The sequence below is a fragment of the Microbacterium sp. GXF6406 genome (assembly GCF_054798215.1).
Genome location: NZ_JBSJZH010000001.1, coordinates 58,986 through 80,029, shown reverse-complemented (window position 1 = coordinate 80,029; position 21,044 = coordinate 58,986). Strand labels below are relative to the sequence as shown.

At 68.9% G+C, this 21,044-nt stretch carries 18 protein-coding genes; 10 read left to right on the top strand and 8 right to left on the bottom strand.

Annotated features, from left to right (window positions below; genetic code table 11):
• Positions 1-74: 74 nt before the first annotated feature.
• From ACWAUG_RS00375 to ACWAUG_RS00365, 3 genes are all read left to right on the top strand, one after another.
• Entirely contained in the window at positions 75-914 is an 840-nt protein-coding gene (locus tag ACWAUG_RS00375) for a DUF5684 domain-containing protein (protein ID WP_298038683.1), read from the top strand.
• Positions 915-1,087: 173 nt separating this feature from the next.
• Positions 1,088-1,912, top strand: coding sequence for a PP2C family protein-serine/threonine phosphatase (locus ACWAUG_RS00370; RefSeq protein WP_298038686.1), 825 nt, complete (start codon positions 1,088-1,090; stop codon positions 1,910-1,912).
• A gap of 57 nt (positions 1,913-1,969) precedes the next feature.
• Positions 1,970-4,738: an FtsK/SpoIIIE domain-containing protein gene (locus ACWAUG_RS00365; RefSeq protein ID WP_298038689.1), complete on the top strand. Its 2,769-nt coding sequence runs from the start codon at positions 1,970-1,972 to the stop codon at positions 4,736-4,738.
• Between the two features lie 47 nt (positions 4,739-4,785).
• On the opposite strand, the gene ACWAUG_RS00360 is transcribed toward ACWAUG_RS00365, so the two are convergent.
• Positions 4,786-5,781 carry an asparaginase gene (locus ACWAUG_RS00360; RefSeq protein ID WP_460800471.1) on the bottom strand — a complete coding sequence of 332 codons (996 nt, stop codon included), beginning with the start codon at positions 5,779-5,781 and terminating at the stop codon, positions 4,786-4,788.
• 63 nt (positions 5,782-5,844) lie between these two features.
• Here ACWAUG_RS00360 and ACWAUG_RS00355 point away from each other — a divergent pair, with 63 nt between their 5' ends.
• Positions 5,845-6,324, top strand: a complete 480-nt coding sequence (locus ACWAUG_RS00355) for an OsmC family protein (protein WP_298038697.1) — start codon at positions 5,845-5,847, stop codon at positions 6,322-6,324.
• A gap of 12 nt (positions 6,325-6,336) precedes the next feature.
• Here the strand turns inward: ACWAUG_RS00355 and ACWAUG_RS00350 are convergent, their stop codons facing one another.
• Complete coding sequence (locus tag ACWAUG_RS00350; protein ID WP_298038701.1) at positions 6,337-7,128, bottom strand: lysophospholipid acyltransferase family protein; 792 nt, start codon at positions 7,126-7,128, stop codon at positions 6,337-6,339.
• Between the two features lie 135 nt (positions 7,129-7,263).
• Here ACWAUG_RS00350 and ACWAUG_RS00345 point away from each other — a divergent pair, with 135 nt between their 5' ends.
• Together ACWAUG_RS00345 and dxr are read left to right on the top strand one after the other, a co-directional pair.
• Positions 7,264-8,214 carry an FKBP-type peptidyl-prolyl cis-trans isomerase gene (locus ACWAUG_RS00345; RefSeq protein WP_298038707.1) on the top strand — a complete coding sequence of 317 codons (951 nt, stop codon included), beginning with the start codon at positions 7,264-7,266 and terminating at the stop codon, positions 8,212-8,214.
• 48 nt (positions 8,215-8,262) lie between these two features.
• A complete protein-coding gene (gene dxr / locus ACWAUG_RS00340; protein ID WP_460800469.1) occupies positions 8,263-9,345 on the top strand; it encodes a 1-deoxy-D-xylulose-5-phosphate reductoisomerase in 1,083 nt (360 codons plus the stop codon).
• Between the two features lie 7 nt (positions 9,346-9,352).
• On the opposite strand, the gene ACWAUG_RS00335 is transcribed toward dxr, so the two are convergent.
• From ACWAUG_RS00335 to ACWAUG_RS00325, 3 genes are all read right to left on the bottom strand, one after another.
• The gene (locus tag ACWAUG_RS00335; protein ID WP_460800468.1) at positions 9,353-10,969 is read right to left on the bottom strand and encodes a Mur ligase family protein; all 1,617 of its coding nucleotides are present in this window, start codon (positions 10,967-10,969) and stop codon (positions 9,353-9,355) included.
• Between the two features lie 75 nt (positions 10,970-11,044).
• Positions 11,045-11,716 carry a YcnI family protein gene (locus ACWAUG_RS00330; RefSeq protein WP_460800466.1) on the bottom strand — a complete coding sequence of 224 codons (672 nt, stop codon included), beginning with the start codon at positions 11,714-11,716 and terminating at the stop codon, positions 11,045-11,047.
• Between the two features lie 96 nt (positions 11,717-11,812).
• A complete protein-coding gene (locus ACWAUG_RS00325; protein ID WP_460800464.1) occupies positions 11,813-12,385 on the bottom strand; it encodes a hypothetical protein in 573 nt (190 codons plus the stop codon).
• 51 nt (positions 12,386-12,436) lie between these two features.
• On the opposite strand from ACWAUG_RS00325, the gene ACWAUG_RS00320 reads away from it, so the two are divergent.
• Positions 12,437-13,747 carry a M50 family metallopeptidase gene (locus ACWAUG_RS00320; RefSeq protein ID WP_460800463.1) on the top strand — a complete coding sequence of 437 codons (1,311 nt, stop codon included), beginning with the start codon at positions 12,437-12,439 and terminating at the stop codon, positions 13,745-13,747.
• 27 nt (positions 13,748-13,774) lie between these two features.
• On the opposite strand, the gene ACWAUG_RS00315 is transcribed toward ACWAUG_RS00320, so the two are convergent.
• Positions 13,775-15,661 (bottom strand): anthranilate synthase family protein, encoded by a 1,887-nt coding sequence (locus ACWAUG_RS00315; RefSeq protein WP_460800461.1) that lies wholly within the window; start codon positions 15,659-15,661, stop codon positions 13,775-13,777.
• Positions 15,662-15,849: 188 nt separating this feature from the next.
• Between ACWAUG_RS00315 and ispG the strand changes: the two genes are divergently transcribed.
• Together ispG and ACWAUG_RS00305 are read left to right on the top strand one after the other, a co-directional pair.
• Entirely contained in the window at positions 15,850-17,001 is a 1,152-nt protein-coding gene (gene ispG / locus ACWAUG_RS00310) for a flavodoxin-dependent (E)-4-hydroxy-3-methylbut-2-enyl-diphosphate synthase (RefSeq protein ID WP_460800459.1), read from the top strand.
• Positions 17,002-17,084: 83 nt separating this feature from the next.
• Complete coding sequence (locus ACWAUG_RS00305; RefSeq protein ID WP_460800457.1) at positions 17,085-17,804, top strand: alpha/beta fold hydrolase; 720 nt, start codon at positions 17,085-17,087, stop codon at positions 17,802-17,804.
• Positions 17,805-17,914: 110 nt separating this feature from the next.
• Here the strand turns inward: ACWAUG_RS00305 and ACWAUG_RS00300 are convergent, their stop codons facing one another.
• Together ACWAUG_RS00300 and ACWAUG_RS00295 are read right to left on the bottom strand one after the other, a co-directional pair.
• Positions 17,915-18,766: a phosphotransferase family protein gene (locus ACWAUG_RS00300; RefSeq protein ID WP_460800455.1), complete on the bottom strand. Its 852-nt coding sequence runs from the start codon at positions 18,764-18,766 to the stop codon at positions 17,915-17,917.
• Complete coding sequence (locus ACWAUG_RS00295) at positions 18,763-20,184, bottom strand: RNB domain-containing ribonuclease (protein ID WP_460800453.1); 1,422 nt, start codon at positions 20,182-20,184, stop codon at positions 18,763-18,765. Before ACWAUG_RS00295 ends, ACWAUG_RS00300 begins: the two co-directional genes overlap by 4 nt.
• A gap of 71 nt (positions 20,185-20,255) precedes the next feature.
• Here ACWAUG_RS00295 and ACWAUG_RS00290 point away from each other — a divergent pair, with 71 nt between their 5' ends.
• Entirely contained in the window at positions 20,256-21,026 is a 771-nt protein-coding gene (locus ACWAUG_RS00290) for an isocitrate lyase/PEP mutase family protein (RefSeq protein ID WP_460800451.1), read from the top strand.
• Positions 21,027-21,044 lie beyond the last annotated feature (18 nt).

Genomic DNA, 21,044 nt, shown 5'->3' with positions numbered 1-21,044 from the left:
ATGCATCGATTTCCCGCGCACGCTAGGGTGTTTCACGCGATGCGAATGGTGTCGCTGACTCCATGGAGGGGCTAATGGATCCTTACTACTACGACAGCGGTGCCGCGGTCGCCGCGCTCTTCGGGCTGGTGGTCGTCGGCTTTATCCTGGCCATCGCCGGCTACGTCCTGTCTTCGCTGTTCCTGATGAAGATCTTCGAGAAGGCCGGTGTCACGGGCAAGTGGCGGGCCTGGGTGCCCGTGTACAACTCGATGGTGTTCCTCAAGCTCGGCGACCTGAGCCCGTGGCTGATCCTCTACGCCGCGGGTGGTGCGATCGTCCTGAGCTGGATCCCGGTGCTGAACATCTTCGCGGGCCTGTTCTCGCTCGCCGCGACCGTCGTGATGGTCCTGGCTGCTTACCGCGTGGGCCAGAAGCTCCAGAAGGATGGCGCCTGGGTGGCGCTCTACATCTTCCTGTCGATCGTGTGGCTCGGTATCGCTGCATTCGACAAGTCGCGCTGGAATCCGCAGATCCAGCCTGCTCCCTGGGCCGGAAACTCCTTCTTCGGTGACAGCACCGACTGGGAAGGCGTCCCCCGTCAGCCTTCCGCGGCCGCTGCCCCGGGTGCTTATGGCGCCGCTCCCCAGCAGCCCTACGGTCAGCCGCAGGGCTACCCGCAGCAGCCGTACGGGCAGCAGCCCGGTCACCCGCAGCAGCCGGCTCCTGGCTACCCGCAGCAGCCCTACGGCCAGCAGCCGGGATACCCGCAGCAGCCGGCTCCGGGCTACCAGCCTCCGGCCGCACCGGTGATGCCGCAGAGCCCGGCGACGCCGCCCGTCCCGCCGGCACCGGCGCCGGCCGCGCCGACGACGCCGACGACGCCTCCGGCTCCTCCGGCTCCGCCTGCGGACCCGACCCAGCCGCCTGCGTAATCGCATGACAGAAGGGCCCTCGGCTTCGATCGAGGGCCCTTCGTCGTTGCATCCGTCGATACTCCGATAGCGTTGGGGAGTCGGTGCGCTCGCGCGTGCGCCGTACGGTTCCATTACGATGTCTGAGTACCCTGCGGTCATCCCGATCATCCGCAGCCATTCCGGAGGCCCCTTTGTCTGAGACGACCACGCACACGCACAGCGTCGGCGTCGCCCCCGGCGATGACATCGTGCTCACCTGGGCAGGAGCGACGGATACGGGTCGTCGTCGCGAGAACAACCAGGATGCGTTCCTCGCGATGTTTCCACTCTTCATCGTCGCCGATGGGATGGGCGGCCACGCCGGCGGCGAGATCGCCAGCCAGAGCACCGTCGCGCATCTGCAGCGGATGGTCGAGACCGGTCCGACCACGACGACCGCCATCGAGAATGCTTTGGAGCAGACGGTGGCCGATATCGCGGCGCACCCGGAGACCACCGATGAAGGCACCGGTACGACTCTCACAGGCGTCTTCCTCGATGCCTCCGGTGATGATGCGCGCTGGATCTCGTTGAACATCGGCGATTCGCGCGTCTATCTTCTCCGTGACGGCCGACTCGTGCAGGTCACGACCGACCATTCCGTGGTGCAGGAGCTGATCAGCGCCGGCCGCCTCAGCCCGGAGGAAGCCGAAGGGCACCCCTACAGCAACGTCATCACCCGTGCGGTCGGCGCCAGCGAGCTCACCCCGCCCGACTACCTGGGCATCGAGGTCCTCGACGGAGACAGGTTCGTGATCTGCTCCGATGGCCTCACGAAGGAGCTCACGGACTACGGCATTCAGCATTTCCTGCGCGAGTATGCCGACCCGGCGCAGGCTGTCGATGCGATGCTCGCCGCTGCTCTGGAGAACGGTGGTCGCGACAATGTGACCATCATCGTGTTGCAGGTCGAGCGCCCCGCGCGTGTCGGGGAAGAGGACGAGTTCTCCTCCACATCGGAGCACACGACCGAGTAAGCCGCCCGGCCTGTGGATAGCGGGCTGAAGGGGTTCGTTGTGGCATGCAATGGTGCCATGGACTCAGAAACGCTGACGCTTCCGACCGCGCCCGCTGAACCTCGACGGCAGCCGATACCGGTGCTCGCGGCCGTGGTGCCGATCGCCGCGGGAGTCGTGCTCTGGCTGATCACGGGCTCGATCTTCTCCCTCTGCTTCGCGGCGCTCGGCCCGCTCATGATCGGCGCCTCGCTGCTTGACGGCATGCGGCTGCGTCGTCGTGACCGTCGGATCGCCGATGAGGAGCAGAAACACGGCTGGGCGCGTGCCGATCAGGAGCTGAGGCGTCGCCATGATCGTGAGAAGCGCGCGCTGCAACGGGCGCATCCAGACGCGGCAGGGCAGATCCAGGATCCCCCTCTGCGGGATCTGCAACCGGTCGACGAGTCGACGCTGATCGTCTTGGGCGCGGGGATCGTGCCGAGTCGGTTGCGGGTCACGGGCGACAACGGCGAACTCGCCCGTTCTTTTCAGAAGAGGGCATCGCAGCTTTCCGGGGCTCCGATAACGGCCGCACTCGGTCGGGGGCTGTGCATTCGGGGCCCGCAACCGGTGGCGCGTGCCGCTGCTCGGGCGCTGCTCGTGCAACTGTGCTTGGCGCACGCGCCCGCGCAACTGGCGATCGTCGGGGCGGAGGCGCAGGAGCTGGGCGTGGCCGGTTTTCCGCATGCGGGTCGGGTCAGACGGGGCGCCTGGCGCCTGGGCGTCTCCCTCTCGCCGGAGCAGGATGTCGAGGCGTCATCCCATCTGCACGTGCGCGCGGCCGATGCGGACGTCCCGGAGGGGATCACGACCGTCCTCGACATCGGGGAACCGGGCAAGGCCCGCTTGCGGCGCGGCAACGATGTGGTGCACATCGCCGTGGAGTGCCTCTCGGAGGAGCAGGCCCGCGTCGTCGCCGATACGTCGATCGAGCGCGAGGGTGAAGCGGCGATGCTCCCCGACATGGTGATGCTCGGGGAACTCGCGGCGTCGGCCGGCGACTCGACGTTCGGGCTGCGGGCTCCGATCGGGCGCACGGAGGCCGGGGATGCGGAGATCGACCTGGTCGAGGACGGACCGCATGCGATCGTCACGGGGATGACCGGATCCGGCAAGAGCGAACTGCTGGTGTCGTGGATCGCATCGATGGCGCGCGAGCACGGTCCCGACGAGGTGACGTTCGTCCTTGCCGATTTCAAGGGCGGAACGGCGTTCGATCCGCTCCGCGACCTTCCTCACGTCGCCGCGGTGATCACCGACCTCGACGAGCAGGGAGCGCGTCGGGGCGTGCGGAGCCTGACGGCCGAGCTGCGTCGCCGGGAACGGATCCTGGCGGGCATGGGCGCGCGCAACATCGGCGAGGCCGAGGGGCGTATGCCGCGGCTGGTTATCGTCGTCGACGAGTTCGCCGCGCTCATCCAGGAACATCCGGATCTCGCCGCGGTGTTCACCGACATCGCCGCTCGGGGGCGAGCCCTCGGCATGCATCTCGTGCTGGGAACGCAGCGGGCGTCCGGAGTGATCCGCGATGCTCTCGCAGCGAACTGCCCGCTGCGATTGAGTCTGCGGGTCACCGATGCTTCGGACAGTCGGCTGGTGATCGGGACGGATGACGCAGCGGAGCTGCCCGGCGGTGCGGCATCGCGCGGCCTGGCGTTCCTGCGCCGTCCGCAGGATGCTGCACCGGCGGCCGTGCGCATCGCCTTGACAGGAGCGGGCGATATCCGTGCCATCGCCGGTCTGTGGGCGGACGCGGGACGTGCCGTCAGCCCCTGGCTGGCGCCGTTGCCGGCTTCGCTTGCCCTCGCGGACCCTCGCGTCGCCCCACGAGATGCGGACACGCTCGTCCTCGGGCTCTCCGATGAACCGGACGAGCAACGTCAGACGCCGCTGACGCTGCGTCTGGGCGAGGATCGCGGGCTGGCGGTCATCGGCGGCAGTGGTTCGGGCCGGACCGCGCTCATCCGTGTCCTCGCCGCGCAGTGCTCCGATGCGCTGTTCGTCCCGGCCGACCCGGAAGCGGCATGGGACACGGTCGAGGCCCTCGTCGAGCGTCGCACCGTCATGCCCCGGCTGCTGCTGTGCGATGATCTCGATCGCATCGCCGCCGGGTTCCCGCACGACTACGCCGCACTCTTCCTCGAGCGCTTCGAGACCCTGGTGCGCTCGGCGGGGGCGCACCGAGGGTGCATCGTGATCACCGCATCGCGGCTCGCCGGGGCGGTATCACGGGTCGTCGATGCGCTTCCGAATCGGATGCTGTTGCGAACGGGGACCCGGATGGAGCACCTGGCGGCGGGCGGTGACAGCGACGGCTACCTGCGAGACCGGCTCCCCGGACGCGCACGAATGGACGAGCGCGAGGTGCAGATCGTGTGGACGGAGCCGGGGCATGCGCCCGAGGCCGGTGCGCCGCCGACGGAAGCATGGGAGCCGTCGGGGTCACTCATCGGAGTCGTCGCGCCGTCATCGCGCCGCGTGGTCGAGGACCTTCGCCGAACGTATCCGCACACGCACGTGGGTGTGGTCGGCGACCCGGCGGAGTCGGCGGAGTCGGCGGAGCGGGGGACACCGGGCATCCTCGTCGGCGACGCCGAGAGCTGGCAGCGCAACTGGACTCTGTGGCAGCGCGTTCGCGGCGAGGGGGAGATGCTGCTCATGGCGGAGTGCACGTCGGAGTTGCGCTCGCTCGCCGGGTACCGGGAGCTGCCGCCATTCGTGCAGACGCACCGGGGCCGTGCATGGTCGTTCCGCGATGGCGCCGCGCCACGGCGCGTCATCCTCGCGGGTGCCGACGAATCGTGAGTGCTATCTGCGGGGGACCGGGGAGCCGCGGCCCTTGTCCACGGACCTCAGATGCCGGCGCCAGGGCGGATCGTTCCGACCTCTTCTCCACCGCCGAGCACCGACAGGGGAAGCGCCGCAGCCAGGCGGTTCACGTCGTCTTCGCTCAGCGCGCCGACCCGGGCCAGCAGGGTCGCCGCGACGATCGTCGAAGCGCGTGCCGAGCCGTCGAGCATCTTCAGAGCCACGGTGGCACCATTGGGGGCGACCATGACCATGATTCCCTCGGCTCCGCCCTTGGCGAAGACGTCGAGCGTCTCGATCGCCACGGTGTCGGGCTTGCCGGGCCCTTCGATGGTCCACGGGTTCTCCTTGACCATGCGCACGAGTGTCCCGGCCACACGGTGAAGGGCGAAGGGCGAGCGCTCCGAGGCGGAGCCGATTCGATGGATGCCTCGGGCGAGGCCGGCGAGGGTCATGGCGTGCACCGGCGCGCCGCAGCCGTCGATCGAGGTGTGGGCGATCTTCTCGCCGGTCAGACGCTCGACGACCTCACGGATGTGCAGCTGCAGGGGGTGCGCCGCATCGAGGTAACCCTCGGTCGGCCAGCCCGTGGCGACGCAGGCACGGAGCATCGCCGCGTGCTTGCCGGAGCAGTTCATGCGGATCCGCGCCTTCTCACCGTGCTCGCGAACGAGCTCATCGCGGCTCGCCATGTCGCTGGGCCATGCGGGCGGGCAGGCGAGATCGTCTTCGGTGAGACCGCCGGCGGTCAGGACATCGCGCACGACGTCCGCGTGGCGCTCGGTGCCGACATGGCTCGCGGTGGCCAGGGCGAGTTCCGCGCCGGTGAGGTCCGCTCCGGCGGTGATGCATGCGACGGCCTGCAGAGGCTTGAGGCTCGAGCGCGGGAGGATCAGGGCATCGGTGTTCCCCGCACGGAGGGCGACGTCGCCCTCGGGCGAGAGCACGATCGCGGCTCCGGCATGACGGGATTCGACGAATCCGCTTCGTTCGACGACGGCGAGTTCGACAGCATCCGCGACGGTGAGAGTCTCCAGCATCCGACCAGCCTAGCGGCGCTGACCGGCGCACCGGATGACGAGGACGCATGTCAGACTGGCGACATGCGACTGGGAGAGCACGAGTACGCGTTGACGACGACCTGGACGGGCAACCTCGGCACCGGGACGAGCGGATACCGCGCCTATGCGCGTGACGTCACGATCGAGGTGGCCGGCAAACCGGCACTCGCAGCCTCGGCTGATAAGCCCTTCCGTGGAGACCCGTCGCGCTGGAACCCGGAAGACCTGCTGATCGCAGCCCTGTCGGAGTGCCACCTCCTGTCGTACCTGCATGCGTGCGTGGTGGCCGGTGTCGTGGTCGTCTCCTACAGTGACGATGCGCACGGCGTGATGGTCGAAGACGGCCGCAGCGGGGGAGCATTCCGCGAGGTCACGCTGAATCCGAGAGTCGTGGTCGCCGAAGCCGGGATGCTGGATGCCGCGCGCCGTGCCCACGACGACGCTCACCGGATGTGCTTCATCGCGAACTCGGTCAACTTCCCCGTCCACCACCGAGCCGTGATCACGGCGCTCGGGGAATGAGGCCGCGGGCGCTCAGCGGCGCTCGTGCGGCAGCGCCTGCTTGATCTTCTCGAGTGCGCCCTGTGCGGGCGGCTCGTTGTAGACGCCGGCGAGCTCCTGCCCGCTGAGGGCATGGATCGCCGACATGATCTCATCGGTCGCGAGTCGTCGCGCCTTGCCGCTGGACGCGGGTCCGTGCACGCTCACGTCGATCGGATCGCCGAAGCGCACCGTGATGCGCGGGCGCATGGATGGCATCTTCGCCCCGCGTGGCATGACCTTGTCGGTGTCGATGAGACCGACCGGGACGACTGGCGCTCCGCTTTGGAGAGCGAGGAAGGCCACCCCTGTGCGGCCCTTGTACAGGCGTCCGTCGGAGGAGCGCGTTCCCTCAGGGTACAGCGCGACGGAAAGACCCTCGTCCAACAGCATGCGCTGCTGGTCGAGGGCGTTCAATGCAGCCTGACCGGCTCCGCGGCGCACGGGGATCGCACCGATGGACTGGAAGAAGCGGCGCATCATCGCGCCGCGGAACCCGGTGCCCTCGAAGTAGGTCGACTTCGCGAGGAAGTGCACCGGGCGCGGAGCCGCCACCGGAATCGCGATCGAGTCGATGAACGACAGGTGGTTGCTGGCGAAGATCACCGGGCCGTCGGTCGGCACCTTCTCCCGGCCTTCAACTCGCGGGCGGTAGAGCATCCGGGCGAGCGAGCGGCCGATGCGGTAGGTCGCGCCGGCATGCCGCGGCGCGGCCGAGGCTTCCTCTGGTTCGGCCGACGTCGTCTCGGTGTCGGATTCCGGGGAGGACGACGGCGCAGAAGTCATCAGATCAGGCTACTCCCGGTTCTATGCCGAAGCCGGAATGCGCGACACGGGTGTCGGAGACGGCGACTCTCAGCGCGGGCAAAGGGGGAATAGGACAGTATGGACGGGTCCCCGCAACGATTTCGAGGTTTCACTGTGCGCAACCGCTCGCTCATCGCCCTGTCCACCATCGCCGCAACGTCGCTGCTCCTGGCCGGCTGCGCCGGAACCGACGGCTCGACGACCGAAGACGCCGGTGAGGCGACGGCGACCGATCTCTGCTCCGTCACGATCGACTCCGGCGCCGCCGCGGAGAGCGTCAGCGTGGAGGGCGCATTCGGCGAGGCCTCCACCGCGGAGTTCGAGCTCGACCAGCAGGTCGAAGAAGCCCAGCGCTCGATCCTCACCGAGGGTGATGGCGACAAGATCTCCGAGGGCGACTACGTCAGCTACGCCCTGAGCGCGTTCGATGGCGCATCGGGCGAGCGTCTCGGCGATGCCGGTTACGCCGAGGCCGAGCTGCTCCCCGCCAGCCTCACGGCGGAGACGCCCCTCGGTCAGCTGATCGGCTGCGCGACGGTGGGCTCTCGTCTGTCCATCGTCTTCCCGACCACGGAAGATGCCGCGGCCCAGTTCTACATCCTCGACGTGCTCGACATCGTGCCGGCCGCCGCGTCCGGTGCCGAGAAGGACGCGGTCGACGGCATGCCGGTCGTCACGCTCGACGAAGACGGCACCCCGAGCATCGAGATCCCGGATGCCGATGCTCCGGCCGATCTGAAGATCGAGGTGCTGAAGGAGGGCGATGGTGCGACCGTCGCCGCCGGCGACACGACGCTCCTGCAGTACCACGGCACCGGCTGGGAGAGCGGAGAGGTCTTCGACTCCTCCTGGGGCAAGAGCGGCCCGATCAGCATCGACGGCAACACCTACGTGGAGGGCTTCGTCGAGGCGCTCGAGGGCCAGAAGGTCGGTTCGCAGGTGCTCGTCGTCATCCCGCCGGCACTCGGCTACGGCGAAGAGGGCAGCAGCGAGCACGAGCTCGCGGGACAGACCCTGGTCTTCGTGATCGACATCCTCGCCACGATGCACCCGGCGGCGCTCTGACCCGCTCGCCGCGCTGAAACGGCGCGTGCCGCGGCGTAGGCTGTCGGCATGCGTCGCATCATCGTCCTCGGCTCGACCGGCTCCATCGGCACTCAGGCTCTCGACGTCGTACGGGCGAACCCCCGCCGCTTCGAGCTCGTCGGACTCGCCGCGGGCACGAACGCCGGGCTCCTGTCCGCGCAGGCCGAGCAGTTCGGTGTGGAGCACACCGCTCTCGGCTCCGATCAGGCCGAGCAGCTCGTGCGCGATGTCGAAGCCGATGTCGTGCTGAATGCGATCACCGGATCGATCGGGCTGGGGTCCACGCTCGCCGCGCTGCAGGCCGGCCGCACCCTCGCCCTGGCGAACAAGGAATCGCTCATCGTCGGCGGGGCTCTCGTCACCGCCGCGGCAGCTCAGGGACAGATCGTGCCCGTCGACTCGGAGCACTCCGCGATCGCCCAGGCACTGAGGGCGGGCACGCATTCCGAGATCCGGCGGCTCGTGGTCACGGCATCCGGTGGTCCTTTCCGGGGGCGCACCCGGGCGGAGATGGCCGACATCACTCCTGCCCAGGCACTGGCACACCCCACCTGGGACATGGGGCGCGTCGTGACGACGAACTCCGCGACACTCGTCAACAAGGGCCTCGAGGTGATCGAAGCCCATCTGCTGTTCGACGTCGACTACGACGACATCCAGGTCGTCGTGCATCCGCAGTCGATCGTGCACTCGATGGTCGAGTTCATCGATGGGTCGACGATCGCCCAGGCGTCCCCTCCCGACATGCGCCTGCCGATCTCGTTGGGACTGGACTGGCCGGAGCGGATCGGCGGCGTCGGAGCACCGTTGGATTGGACCACGGCATCCCGCTGGGATTTCGAACCTCTCGACGACGAGGCATTCCCCGCGGTGGCGCTCGCCAAGAGCGTGGGACGCGCGGGGCGCACCTTCCCCGCCGTGTTCAACGCCGCCAATGAGCAGGCGGTCGACGCCTTCCACGAGGGACGGTTGCCGTTCCTCGGAATCGTCGACACGATCGCTCGCGTCGTCGACGCGCACGAGTCACCCGATGAGCTGACGGTCGAAACACTCGCGGAGGCCGAGAGCTGGGCGCGCGCGACGGCCGATCAGCTCATCGCGCGCGCCTGAGAAGTACTCAGTCCGCGTAGGGGACGGGCCAGTTCGGCTCGGGGACGGGCCAGCCGGCGGCGCTGAGCGCACGTCGGGCGAGCTCGCGGGCAGAGTACGGCGTGCGAACGCCGCGGATGTCGCGGTAGTCCTGGTGCCCGGGGCCCGCCCATAGCACGGCATCCCCTTCGCCCACGAGGGCGATCGCCGCGATGATGGCCTTCTCCGGCGGGGAGAATTCGTGGATCTCGGCGTCCGGACGTGCGGTGCGCGCTCCCTCGAGCAGCGTGGCGCGGATCGAATCCGGGTCTTCGAAGCGCGGGTGGTGGTCGGTGATGACGAGGATGTCGCTGCCCTCGACCGCGGTGCGGCCCATATCGAGGCGCTTGGTCGCGTCACGGTCGCCGTCCGCGCCGAAGATCATGAGAACGCGGCCCGGCGTCACCCGTCGCACGGCCTCGAGCGTCTTCACGAACGCGTCGGGGGTGTGCCCGAAGTCCACGAATACGGCGGGGCCGCGCTCTCCGGAAACGAGCTCTGTGCGCCCCGGGGCGTAAGCATCGATGCGACCGTCTCGCTCGAGGGCGGAGCAGATGCGCTCCCAGTCGTAGCCGCCCTCGAGGAGCATGACGATCGCCAGGGCCGCGTTGGCCGCCATGTGCGCGCCGATCACCGGGACGATCGATGACAGCGAACGCCCCTCGGGGCCGGTCATGGTGAAACGCGTTCCGCGCTGCCGCTCGTCGTCGATCGTGACGACCCAGTCGGCGCCCGCGGCCTGCACGGGGTCGGCGGCGATCGCCGGGGTGCCGACGGTGACGACGGGAACCTCGGCCGCAGCGATGACCGCAGAGGAGGGAAGGGAATCGAGGGAGACCACGGCGCGACGGGAGCGGTCGGGACGGAACAGCGCGAGCTTCGCCTCGAGGTACTCCTGCATGTCGGTGTAGTCGTCGAGGTGGTCGTGGCTGAGGTTGGTGAAGCCCGCGACGTCGAACACGATGCCGTCCACACGATTGCGGGAGAGCGCCTGGGCGCTGACCTCGACGGCGACGGCCTCGACCGAACGTTCGCGCATGAGGGCGAGCAGGGCGTGCATCTCGGAGGCCTCGGGCGTCGTGAGCCGGGAGATGATCACCTCGTCGGCGATGTGCCGTTCAGCGGTGGAGGACAGGCCCGTGGTGACGCCGATCTGGCGGAGGATGCCCTCGAGGAGGTGGGAGACGCTGGTCTTGCCGTTGGTGCCGGTGGTCGCGAACAGCAGGGGCAGCTCGTCATCGGCGCCGGTCCCGTAGACCCAGGCGCTCAGTGCGCCGAGGATGCCACGGGGATCGTCGACGATGACGATCGGGAGATGCGCATCGGCGGCGATGTCGGCGCCGGCGGCATCGGTGATGATCGCGACGGCGCCCTTATCTGCGGCGGTCCGGGCGAACTCTGCACCGTGCTTGTTCACGCCGCGGATCGCGACGAACGCTTCGCCGGCGCGGAGATCCGCGGTGGCGAGGGTGATTCCGGTGACGGTGACGCCGTCGATGTCACCGCGGGTTTCGGCGGCGAGATGGGCGACGAGATCCGTCAGGGCCCGCTGTGGCGGAGCATCGGGACGGAGGACGGGAGGGAGGCTGGGCTGTGTGGTCGACATGGCAGGTCAATAATCTCACGCGCGGGCACTCGGGGCACGTCGGCGCGACGGTCGACGTGCCCCGGATGCTGTGCTCTACGCTCGGGCGCCGCGTGCGGTGCGCACGGAGACGATCAGCGCAGCGATCCCGGCGATGAGGCCGACGCCGCCGAGACCGAGCGCGATCGCCGTGGCAGGGGCTGGAGCACCCGCCTCGGAAACGCCGGCATCGGCGTCGGCGTCATCCTGTTCGGAGGATGACACGGTGATCGTGGGCGCGGGGGACTCGAGGTCGTGCGGGTCGGTTCCGGGGTCGGCGACCTCGTCCCAGATGTGCGATCCGTCTGCGCAGATCTGCTCGACGGGGAAGGCGAGCATCTCCGGCGCATCATCGGCCAAACGCACCGACATCGTGGCGGTGCCGCGCAGGCCGTTCGGAACGGGGTCGGTCGCGGAATAGGTCACAGCCGAGACGAGCCCGTTCTCGGCACGTTCGACATCGATGTCCCAGAGGGCATCGACCGTCGGCGCGACGGAGGCGAGGCCTTCGGGGAGGGCGAAGCGCAGCGCGGTCGTGGGGGAATCGTCGCATCCGTGCGAGAAGGAGAAGGTCAGCACGGCGCTTCCTCCCGGCTCGACGGCGTCGGGGGAAACCCCGACATGAGCGTGCGCTGCGGCAGGGGCGGCGAGCACGAGCCCGGCGGCGATGATGGCGCCGATGGTTGAACGGCGCGCGTGGACAGGGGCGTTGCGGTTCTTCGAGGACAAGGGTCTCTCCCAAGGATCAGCAGAGTGCATCTGCATGCGCGATCGCTCCCGTGAGCGGGCACGCGAGAAAAAGAAGGATGCTGTGCGGGCGAACGTTCAGCCGCGCGGGAGCACGGCTGGAGGCCCTCGTCTGCTGATGTCCTGGTGGTGGCGGGAGTGCGCCGGGCAGGAGGGCGCCGGGATCGGGCGCGCCGACGCGGGGAAGTCGCCGAATGGTGCGAGTGCGCGGTGGCGAAGCGCGGCGCGCACCCAGCCGGCGATGAGGCGCAGCAGCCGCTCGCCGCGCCAGAGCAGAGCAGTCGTGACGGCCGCGGCGAGCAGGTGCGCACCCAGCATGCCGGTCTCGGCGGTGGCCAGATCATCGACCGGACCGAGGACGAGGGCGTGCTGGTGGCCACCGTCGGTTCCCGAACCCGCTGTGGCGTTCAATGCGACGAAAAGCATATGGAACAGCGCCTGTGAGAGGAGCACCGTCAGCGCGAGGTTGCGCAGCCGGAGCCGCCGGCCGACGAGAACAGCGCACATCGGGATCAGGAAGACGCTCAGGGCTACGACCAGCAGGGGATGCGGCGCCGCTCCGCCGCCGAACGTGTGCGATACGGCGGCGATGACCGTCGCTCCGGTGGATGCCGCGGCACCGCGCACGAGTCGCACTTGCCGGGTAGTCACCCCACCAGCCTACGCGGGCAACTCCACAGCCCGGCGCAGTACCGTGGTCGGGTGGAAACGTTGCTCTATCTCGCCGGCATCCTGTTCATGCTGGTGGGACTCGCCCTCTCGATCGGTCTTCACGAGATCGGACACCTGGTGCCCGCGAAGCTGTTCGGTGTGCGGGTCGGCCAGTACATGATCGGCTTCGGGCCGCGCATCTGGTCGAAGAAGATCGGTGAGACCGAGTACGGGGTCAAGGCGCTGCCGCTGGGCGGCTTCATCTCGATGTCGGGCATGTACCCGGCATCCGATGGCAAGCCCGCCCGGGGCGTCTTCCGCACACTCGTCCAGGACGCCCGCTCCGCGAATGACGAGACGATCCTCGCCGGCGATGAGGAACGCGTCTTCTACCGTCTGCCAATCTTCAAGCGCATCATCATCATGCTCGGCGGGCCCTTCATGAACCTGGTCCTCGCCGCGCTGATCTTCACGGTCCTCGCCTCGGGGATCGGCCTCCAGCAGGGCACCACGACGATCGCCTCCGTCAACGAGTGCGTGCTTCCGGCCGGAACGCAACAGGATGCCTGTGCGCCCGGTGACCCGGCGACTCCGGCTGCCGAAGCGGATGTTCGTCCGGGTGACGTGGTCGTCACACTCGACGGCGTACCGGTCTCCGATTTCGCGGAGACGACAGCGATCGTGCAGGCGGCGCCCGGTGAGACGCTCGACATGATCGTTCTGCGCGACGGTCGCGAGACGCTGTTGGAGATCACGCCGATCGCGGTGGAGCGCACGTTGACGGATGCTTCGGGGCAGGCGCTCCGGGACGATCAGGGCGACGAGATCATCGCCACCGTCGGCTATGTCGGCATGGCCTCGCAGATGGGGCTCATCCGGCAGCCCATCGGCACGGGCGTGCAGATGGTCGGCGAGAACGCCGTCCGTGTCGCGGGCATCGTCGTGCAACTGCCGGTCAAGCTGTGGAACGTCGGAGCATCGCTCGTCAGCGACACCGAGCGCGATGCGGACGGACCGCTCAGCGTCGTGGGCGTCGGCCGCATCGCCGGGGAGGTCGCGGCGACGGACGCTCCCATCCTCGACCGCTTCGTCGTGCTGCTGAGCCTGCTCGGATCCCTCAACATCGCCCTGTTCGTGTTCAACCTCATCCCGCTGCTCCCGCTCGACGGAGGCCACGTTGTGGTCGCCCTGTGGGACGGTCTGCGTCGCGGGTGGGCGAAGCTGTGGCGCCGTCCGGCTCCGAAACCGGTGGATGCGACGCGCCTGGTTCCGGTCACGGTCATCGTCGCCGTGGCGATGATCGCGATGGGTGCGCTGCTGATGATCGCCGACGTCGTCAACCCGATCGCGCTGTTCGGCTGAGCGAACCGCGCGATCGGGGAAGGCGGGTCAGGCCAGTGCGGCGCCGATGAGGCGTTCGAGCGTGCGGATGCCGTCGCGCGAGAGGATCGACTCGAGGTGGCCCTGGACGCTGGCGAAGCCGGGCCCGCGCAGGGCGTACACGTCGCCCGTGACGGGATCCGCTGATACCTGTGCCTCACCGATCGCGATGGAACCTGCGGGAACGCGCGCGGTGAACGTGTTGTAGAAGCCGATCGAGGCGTCCTCGTCGAAGACGGGCACGACCTTCTGCAGACCCTGATGCGGAGCATCCAGAGGCACGAGTCCGATTCCGAGAGAATCGGCGAGGATCTGGTGGCTCAGGCACACGGCCAGCAGCGGAGCGCCGGTGGCGCGGCGACGGGCGACGACCTCCCGCATGCGCGCGATGCGGGGCGTGCCCGCATCGCGCGGGTCACCGGGACCGGGACCGGCGACGACGAGCTCCGCGGCGTCGATCTCGGCATCCGTGACATCGCTCCACGGCACGATGCGGGCATCGAGGCCCAGGTGGTGCAGCTGGTGCGCGAGCATCGTGGTGAAACGGTCCTCGGCGTCGACCACGAGGGCGCTGCGACCGGCGAAGGCGCCGTCGGCGCCGTCATCCTGCGGGTTCAGCCAGAACTCGGCGAGGCGGTCGTTGCGGGATGAGAGCAGCTCGGAGACTTCGCGGTCCTGCGCCAGGTTTATGGCGGGGGAGTCGGGGGCATCCGGGTCGGAGGGCGCGACCGTCGCCGTGTCGCGGGGAATCGCGCCGATCGCGCCGAGCACTCCCGCGGCCTTGCCGTGGGTCTCGCTGACCTCTCCGTGCGGGTCGGAATGGCGCACCAGGGTCGCCCCCACAGGGACGCGAAGGCGTCCCTTCTCGAGGTAGACGGTGCGGATGAGGATCGGGGCGTCGAGGTCGTGCCCGCCGTCGGCGTTCGGGGTGAAGAGCGCGGCCACTCCCGAGTAGTAGCCGCGCGGCTCGCTCTCGTGGCGGCGGATCACGGCGCAGGCGTTCTGCATGGGGGAGCCGGTCACCGTTGGGGCGAACATCGTCTCGCGCAGGATGTCGCGCGGGTCCAGCCGGCTGCGCCCGCGGAGCATGTACTCGGTGTGGGTCAGGCGCGACATCTGCTTCAGATGCGGGCCGGTGATGCGTCCGCCGTCGGAGCAGACGGCGCTCATCATCTTCAGCTCCTCGTCGACGACCATGAACAGCTCCTCGGTCTCCTTCGTGGAGGAGAGGAACTCGACGAGGGTCTCCTTCGTGGCGCCTCCCGCCGGGTGGCGGAAGGTGCCGGAGATGGGGTTCATGGTGACGATGCCGTCGCGTGCGACGACGTGCGCTTCCGGACTCGCGCCCACCGCGATGTGGCCGGGGGTGATGACGGCGAAGGTCCAGTAGGCGCCGCGCTCGTGCTCGAGGAGCGCGCGGAACCAGCCGAGGGCGGTCGTGCGCTCATCGGCCGTGACCCGGGCCGTGTAGTCACGGCGGATGACGAAGTTCGCGCCCTCGCCGCGGCCGATCTCGTCGCGGATCACGCGGGTGACGATCTCGGCGTAGTCCTCGTCGGTGATGTCGAAGCCGGCGTCGTGCAGGGGGACGGTCTCGGCCGGCAGTGCGGCGAGCGTCTCGGCCAGCGGCAGGTGGTGGTGCTCGTCGACCAGCAGGCAGCGCAGCGGAGTGCCGTCATCCTGCGCCTCGAAGCCGCGCTCCCGCACCTGACGGTAGGGGACCATGGCGAAGACTTCGCGTGGCTCCCCATCTACGGTGAGCGGGATATCGGCGAGCAGATCGACGTCGGTGACATCGCCGGTGAGCAGCTCGATGGTCTCGGCGCCATCGCGTGCGATCAGCACGAAGGATGCTTCGGAGTCGCGCGCCAGTTCGGCGAGCAGGTTTACAGTCATCGAGGTCTCCTGTGCGGGGCTCCGGCGCGGCTCAACGAAAAGACCGCCCCGGGGGCGGTCTGGATTCGTGGGAACGCGAACACACCGCCTAGGAGGCGGGCCACCAGGTGAGGTTCGCGAGCATGGGCTGAAACTATCACACCGGCGACGTCCAGCGTCGCCGCGTGACATCGGCGTAGGCTGAGCGCGTGCCCGCAGTGAATCTTGGGATGCCGAGCGTCCCCGAAGTCCTGAGCCCCCGTCGCAAGTCCCGTCAGATCTCGGTCGGGAAGGTGCTGGTCGGAGGTAACGCCCCGGTCAGCGTGCAGTCGATGACGACCACGAAGACGACCGACATCAACGCCACACTCCAGCAGATCGCCGAGCTCACGGCATCCGGCTGCGAGATCGTCCGCGTCGCGGTTCCGCATCAGGACGATGCGGATGCGCTGAAGATCATCGCGATGAAGAGCCAGATCCCGGTGATCGCCGACATCCATTTCCAGCCGCGCTACATCTATACGGCGATCGACGCCGGTTGCGGCGCGGTGCGTGTGAACCCGGGCAACATTCGCGAGTTCGACGGCAACGTCGGAAAGATCGCCGAGGCCGCGAAGGCCGCCGGCGTCTCGCTGCGCATCGGCGTCAACGCCGGTTCGCTCGACAAGCGCCTGCTCGCGAAATATGGAAAGGCCACCGCTGAGGCGCTCGTCGAGAGCGCGGTGTGGGAAGCCTCGCTGTTCGAGGAGCACGACTTCCACGACTTCAAGATCTCGGTCAAGCACAACGACCCGATCGTCATGGTCAAGGCCTATCGGATGCTCGCCGAGCGGGGCGACTGGCCTCTGCACCTCGGCGTCACCGAGGCCGGCCCCGCTTTCCAGGGAACGATCAAGTCGGCCACGGCTTTCGGCATCCTGCTGTCGGAGGGCATCGGCGACACGATCCGCGTGTCCCTGTCGGCGCCGCCGGCCGAGGAGGTCAAGGTCGGCCACCAGATCCTGCAGTCGCTGAACCTGCGCGAGCGCAAGCTCGAGATCGTCTCCTGCCCATCGTGCGGTCGTGCCCAGGTCGACGTCTACACGCTGGCCGACTCGGTCACCGAGGGCCTCAAGGGCATGACCGTGCCGCTGCGCGTGGCCGTCATGGGATGCGTCGTCAACGGTCCCGGTGAGGCGCGCGACGCCGACCTGGGTGTGGCCTCCGGCAACGGCAAGGGACAGATCTTCGTCAAGGGCGAGGTCATCAAGACCGTGCCCGAGGCCGATATCGTTCAGACGCTCATCGAAGAGGCCAACCGCATCGCCGCCGAGATGGGTCCGGATGCTCCGCTGGGAACCGCGCAGGTGGTCACCGCCTGAGTCGCCGTCGCCTGGCGCAGTCTGTGGCGTCTCGCTGACCTCGGTACGCAGCATGTGCGGGGTGCACGTGGTTGACTCGACGGATGCTGCTGAACGCCGTCGAGACCGGAACCGGCGACGACGTCGTCCTGTTGCTGCACGGACTGATGGGATCGGGGGAGAGCTGGGAGCGCATCGCAGACCTGCTCGCAGAGCGCGGACGACGAGTGATCGCCCTGGATCTACCGGGACACGGACGCTCGCCGCGGGATCCCGCCCAGACGATCGCCTCCGCCGCCGATGCGGTCGTGGAGACCGTGTCGAAGATCGCTCCAGGAAAGGTGCGTAGCGCGATCGGGCACTCCTACGGTGCGACGGTGCTGTCCGCGGCATCCGGACGCCTCTCGCTGGCGCACGCCGTCTACGTCGACTCGACCTGCGAGTTCGGCGGCGGCGCCGACCGGGAGGCGTTCATCGCGCAGTACGCTGCGGACCGCGCTCGCCGCAGTGACGCGGCTTGGTTGCGATCGAGCCGCCCGTTCTACAGGGATCGCGATGCGACGGTCGAAGCGTCGGCGGCTCGGGACTTCGACCCGGAGACGGCGGCGAATCTCTCCTGCGGCGCCGATGTCTCGCATCCGCCGGGCTCGGGAGACATCCTCGTTTGCGCGGATCCGAGCGCATTCGTCACCGAGGCGGACGCCGAGCGGATGCGCGCACGCGGGGTGGACGTGCGCAGTATCCCCGGAGCCGCGCACACCGTCTGGTACAGCCACTTCGATGAGTTCGTTGGCGCGCTGCCGGAGGTGTTCATCCCCGGGTGACGACGGGGTGCACGTTGCACCTGGCGGACGGTATTGCGCGTAGCGGATCTTTTCCGGTGGAAAGTCCGCGGTGCGCAACAACCTCCGCAGGGTGTAACCCCTCCGGCCGATCAGAAAGCGGCGAGCGCCTCCGCCAGCATCCGGTGCCCCTGCGCCTCGAACTCCTCATCACCGACCTGGAATGCCCAGCACGCCGTGCCGACGGCCTCGCGCAGACGGTCGATGCGCCACCGATCCGGATTGCGTGGATCGTCGCCGTACCCCTCGAAGAATGCACGCTCGAGATCAGGGCGCCTCTCCCATTGCTGGGCCGTCAGCCGCGTGAGATCGGATGACGCGGGCCGGAAGCCGAAACGTCCGAAATCGATCACCCGCACGACGCCGCCGTCGATGAGCCAGTTGCGCGGCTGCCAGTCGCCGTGCGCCGGGATGACGCGTGCAGCCGGTGCAGGATCTGACGCGAGGATGCGACGGGCGCATGCCGCGGCATCCGGCACCACGCGATGCTCGCCGTCCAGCCATTGCAGCGCGCGTGCATTCGCGCGCGGCTCGTAGTCCGCGTCGTTCCGGGATTCCTGCGCGTGCAACCGCCGGAGCAGGGCTCCTGCCTGACGGTACGTGTCCGCCTCATACTCCGACGGATGCCCCTCGACCAGTACTCCGGGGAGAAGATCGAGGATCAGTACGCGCTCCTCGGGCAGGGAATCGATCAGCCGCGCGGCATGCCCCGTGGAGACGAGATCAGCCGTCCACCGCGGATGCGCCGACAGCTCGCGATCGATGTGATGGTTCGTGTTGTCCCCGGCCTTGACGACGAGATCCCGCCCGCCCTGTTGCACGTGCACCACGAACGACGCCACGACGCCCCAGGACATGTCCTGCACGAGCTCCACCCCTGGCAGGCGATCCTTGACCCACGCCGCCTGCACCGGTGTCAATCGCCCGCCGTGCCAGCCGCTCACAACGAGAACTCGACCTCGCCGCGGGCGATGTCTGCGCGTACCACGGTGAGTGACACCGTGTCGCCCGGCTGCGTGCCCGCGGGAACCGGCGCGGTTGCCGTCACGGCGGGCTCGGCGATCTGGATCTGAGCGCGCTCGCCGCCATTGCGCAACTCGATCACACTCGCACTGATGCGCTGCCCGACCAGAGGGGTGAGCAGGGCCGCCTCGACCCGGTTGACCGTGTCGGCGTTCAGACGCGATGCGCGCTGCCCGGACTCCTGCATGAGGGCGGGCAGATCATCGAGCGACTCGCGGGCCCAGGCCGGGATCTCGGCATCCGTGGAGACGGCGAGGCAGATCGTCAGCACCCACCGGTCGACGAGCCGGCGCAGGGGAGCGGTGGCATGCGCGTAGGGGGCGCCGATCGCCGCCTGGATCGTCTCATCGGGCACGTCGCCATCGAAGGTCGCATAGCCCGCGCCCCGGAATAGCGACGCCGCGGCCTCGAGGATGGGCAGCGTCAGCGGGTCGTCGCGGTCCAGACCGCGGAGGTATTCACCGTAGGAGCCGTCCGTCCACGGGCGCCCGAGCGCTTCGGTCTGCCGGCGGAACGTCGCGAAGGCGCGATCGTCCGGACGAGGCATGGTGCGCAGCACCCCGACCTTCGCCCCGATCATGAGCTCGGCCGCGGCCATGCCGGTCATGAGCGACAGGTGCGCGTTCCACTCCTCGACGGGCAGGGGGCTGCGCCGCTCGATCGAGTAGGTGCCGTCCTCGTGCTGGACGACCTCCTCATCCGGCATGTTCAGGCTGGCGCCGCCGCGCTCCTCCTCGAGCGCTGTGCGCAGCGCGCCGATCACCGGCAGCAGATCCCAGGGCCCGGACTCGCCACGATCCAGAGAACCCTGCACCGAGACGTAGTCGAGCTGGGCACGCGAGCGCACCAGTGCGCGCTCCAACCGGAACGCCGTCACGGCCCCTGCAGCATCCAGATCGAGTGTCCAGACGAGAGCCGGACGATCGACATCCGGGAGCAGCGAGGCGCGATCCTCGCTGAGGATGCGCGGATGCAGCGGGATCGACCCGTCCGCGGCATACAGCGTCTGTCCGCGCCGGCGAGCCGCAGCATCCACCGCGCCTCCCGGAAAGACGAACCCCGGAACATCCGCGATCGCATAACGCACCGTGAAACCCGTGCCCACGCGCTCCAGGTGGAACGCCTGATCCAGGTCCTTCGACCCCACCGGGTCCAGAGTCACGAACGGCACCTCGCGCAGATCGAGATCCGGGATCGGCGCAGACGAGGCTGATGCCTCGACCAGCACCTCCTCGGAGAACTCCTCCGAGGCATCGAGACTCTCGCGAAGCTGCGCGAGAGCATCGGCGAGAGCGCTCTGCGCGGCGGACGGGGCGACATGGGAGCGACGCTGAGGCATGGCACCACCCTAAACGTGCAGCGCACGTCAACCCCTGTTCCGGCAGCTGCCGCGCCGGGTAGCGTCGAGCCATGAGCACCGCAGACAAGGCCCTCGCCCTCCGATCCCTCTACGAAGCCCCTGAGATCCTCCGCGTCATCAACACCTGGGACGTGATCTCCACGAAAGCCGTCGCCGACCTGGCCGAGACCACGGCGATCGCGACCGCCGGCCACTCCATCGCCGCGACCTTCGGGTACGACGACGGCCAGATCCCCCGCGACCTCATGATCGACATGGTCGGGCGGATAGCAGCATCCACCGACCTGCCCGTCACCGCCGACCTCGACGACGGCTACGACGACGCCGGCGAGACGACCCGGCTCGCGCTCGCCGCGGGCATCGTCGGAGCGAACGTCGAGGACCGGCTCAAGCCGCTGGCCGAGTCCGTCGCGGTCGTCGAGTCGATCGTGCGCGCCGCCGAGTCCGAGGGCATCGCCTTCGTCCTCAACGCGCGCACCGACGCCTTCGTCCGGGCCGGAGACCGGCCGATCCCGGAGAGCATCGCGGATGCCATCGAACGTGGCCGTGCGTTCCTCGATGCCGGAGCGACCTGCGTCTTCGTCCCCGGCGTCCTCGACGCCGACACGACCCGTCAGCTCGTCGACGGGATCGGCGAGCGCAAGATCAGCGTGATCGGTCTGCCCGGAGCCCTCACCGCCGCCGAGTACGAGGCGCTCGGCGTCGCCCGCATCTCCTACGGGCCGATGATCCAGCGGGTGGGACTGACCGCGGTGCAGGACGTCGCCGCGTCCCTGTACGCGAATGGCGTGATCCCCGCGAGCACCCGCGCATTGAACTGACCGCGACGATGACCGCGC

Bases quoted from the DNA above. Each gene is read 5' to 3' on its own strand.
- ACWAUG_RS00335 (WP_460800468.1), bottom strand. From the start codon at position 10,969: ATGTCGACCACACAGCCCAGCCTCCCTCCCGTCCTCCGTCCCGATGCT.
- ACWAUG_RS00295 (WP_460800453.1), bottom strand. From the start codon at position 20,184: ATGCCTCAGCGTCGCTCCCATGTCGCCCCGTCCGCCGCGCAGAGCGCT.
- ACWAUG_RS00350 (WP_298038701.1), bottom strand. From the start codon at position 7,128: ATGACTTCTGCGCCGTCGTCCTCCCCGGAATCCGACACCGAGACGACG.
- ACWAUG_RS00305 (WP_460800457.1), top strand. From the start codon at position 17,085: ATGCTGCTGAACGCCGTCGAGACCGGAACCGGCGACGACGTCGTCCTG.
- ACWAUG_RS00355 (WP_298038697.1), top strand. From the start codon at position 5,845: ATGCGACTGGGAGAGCACGAGTACGCGTTGACGACGACCTGGACGGGC.
- dxr (WP_460800469.1), top strand. From the start codon at position 8,263: ATGCGTCGCATCATCGTCCTCGGCTCGACCGGCTCCATCGGCACTCAG.
- ACWAUG_RS00365 (WP_298038689.1), top strand. From the start codon at position 1,970: ATGGACTCAGAAACGCTGACGCTTCCGACCGCGCCCGCTGAACCTCGA.
- ACWAUG_RS00315 (WP_460800461.1), bottom strand. From the start codon at position 15,661: ATGACTGTAAACCTGCTCGCCGAACTGGCGCGCGACTCCGAAGCATCC.
- ACWAUG_RS00290 (WP_460800451.1), top strand. From the start codon at position 20,256: ATGAGCACCGCAGACAAGGCCCTCGCCCTCCGATCCCTCTACGAAGCC.
- ACWAUG_RS00375 (WP_298038683.1), top strand. From the start codon at position 75: ATGGATCCTTACTACTACGACAGCGGTGCCGCGGTCGCCGCGCTCTTC.
- ACWAUG_RS00360 (WP_460800471.1), bottom strand. From the start codon at position 5,781: ATGCTGGAGACTCTCACCGTCGCGGATGCTGTCGAACTCGCCGTCGTC.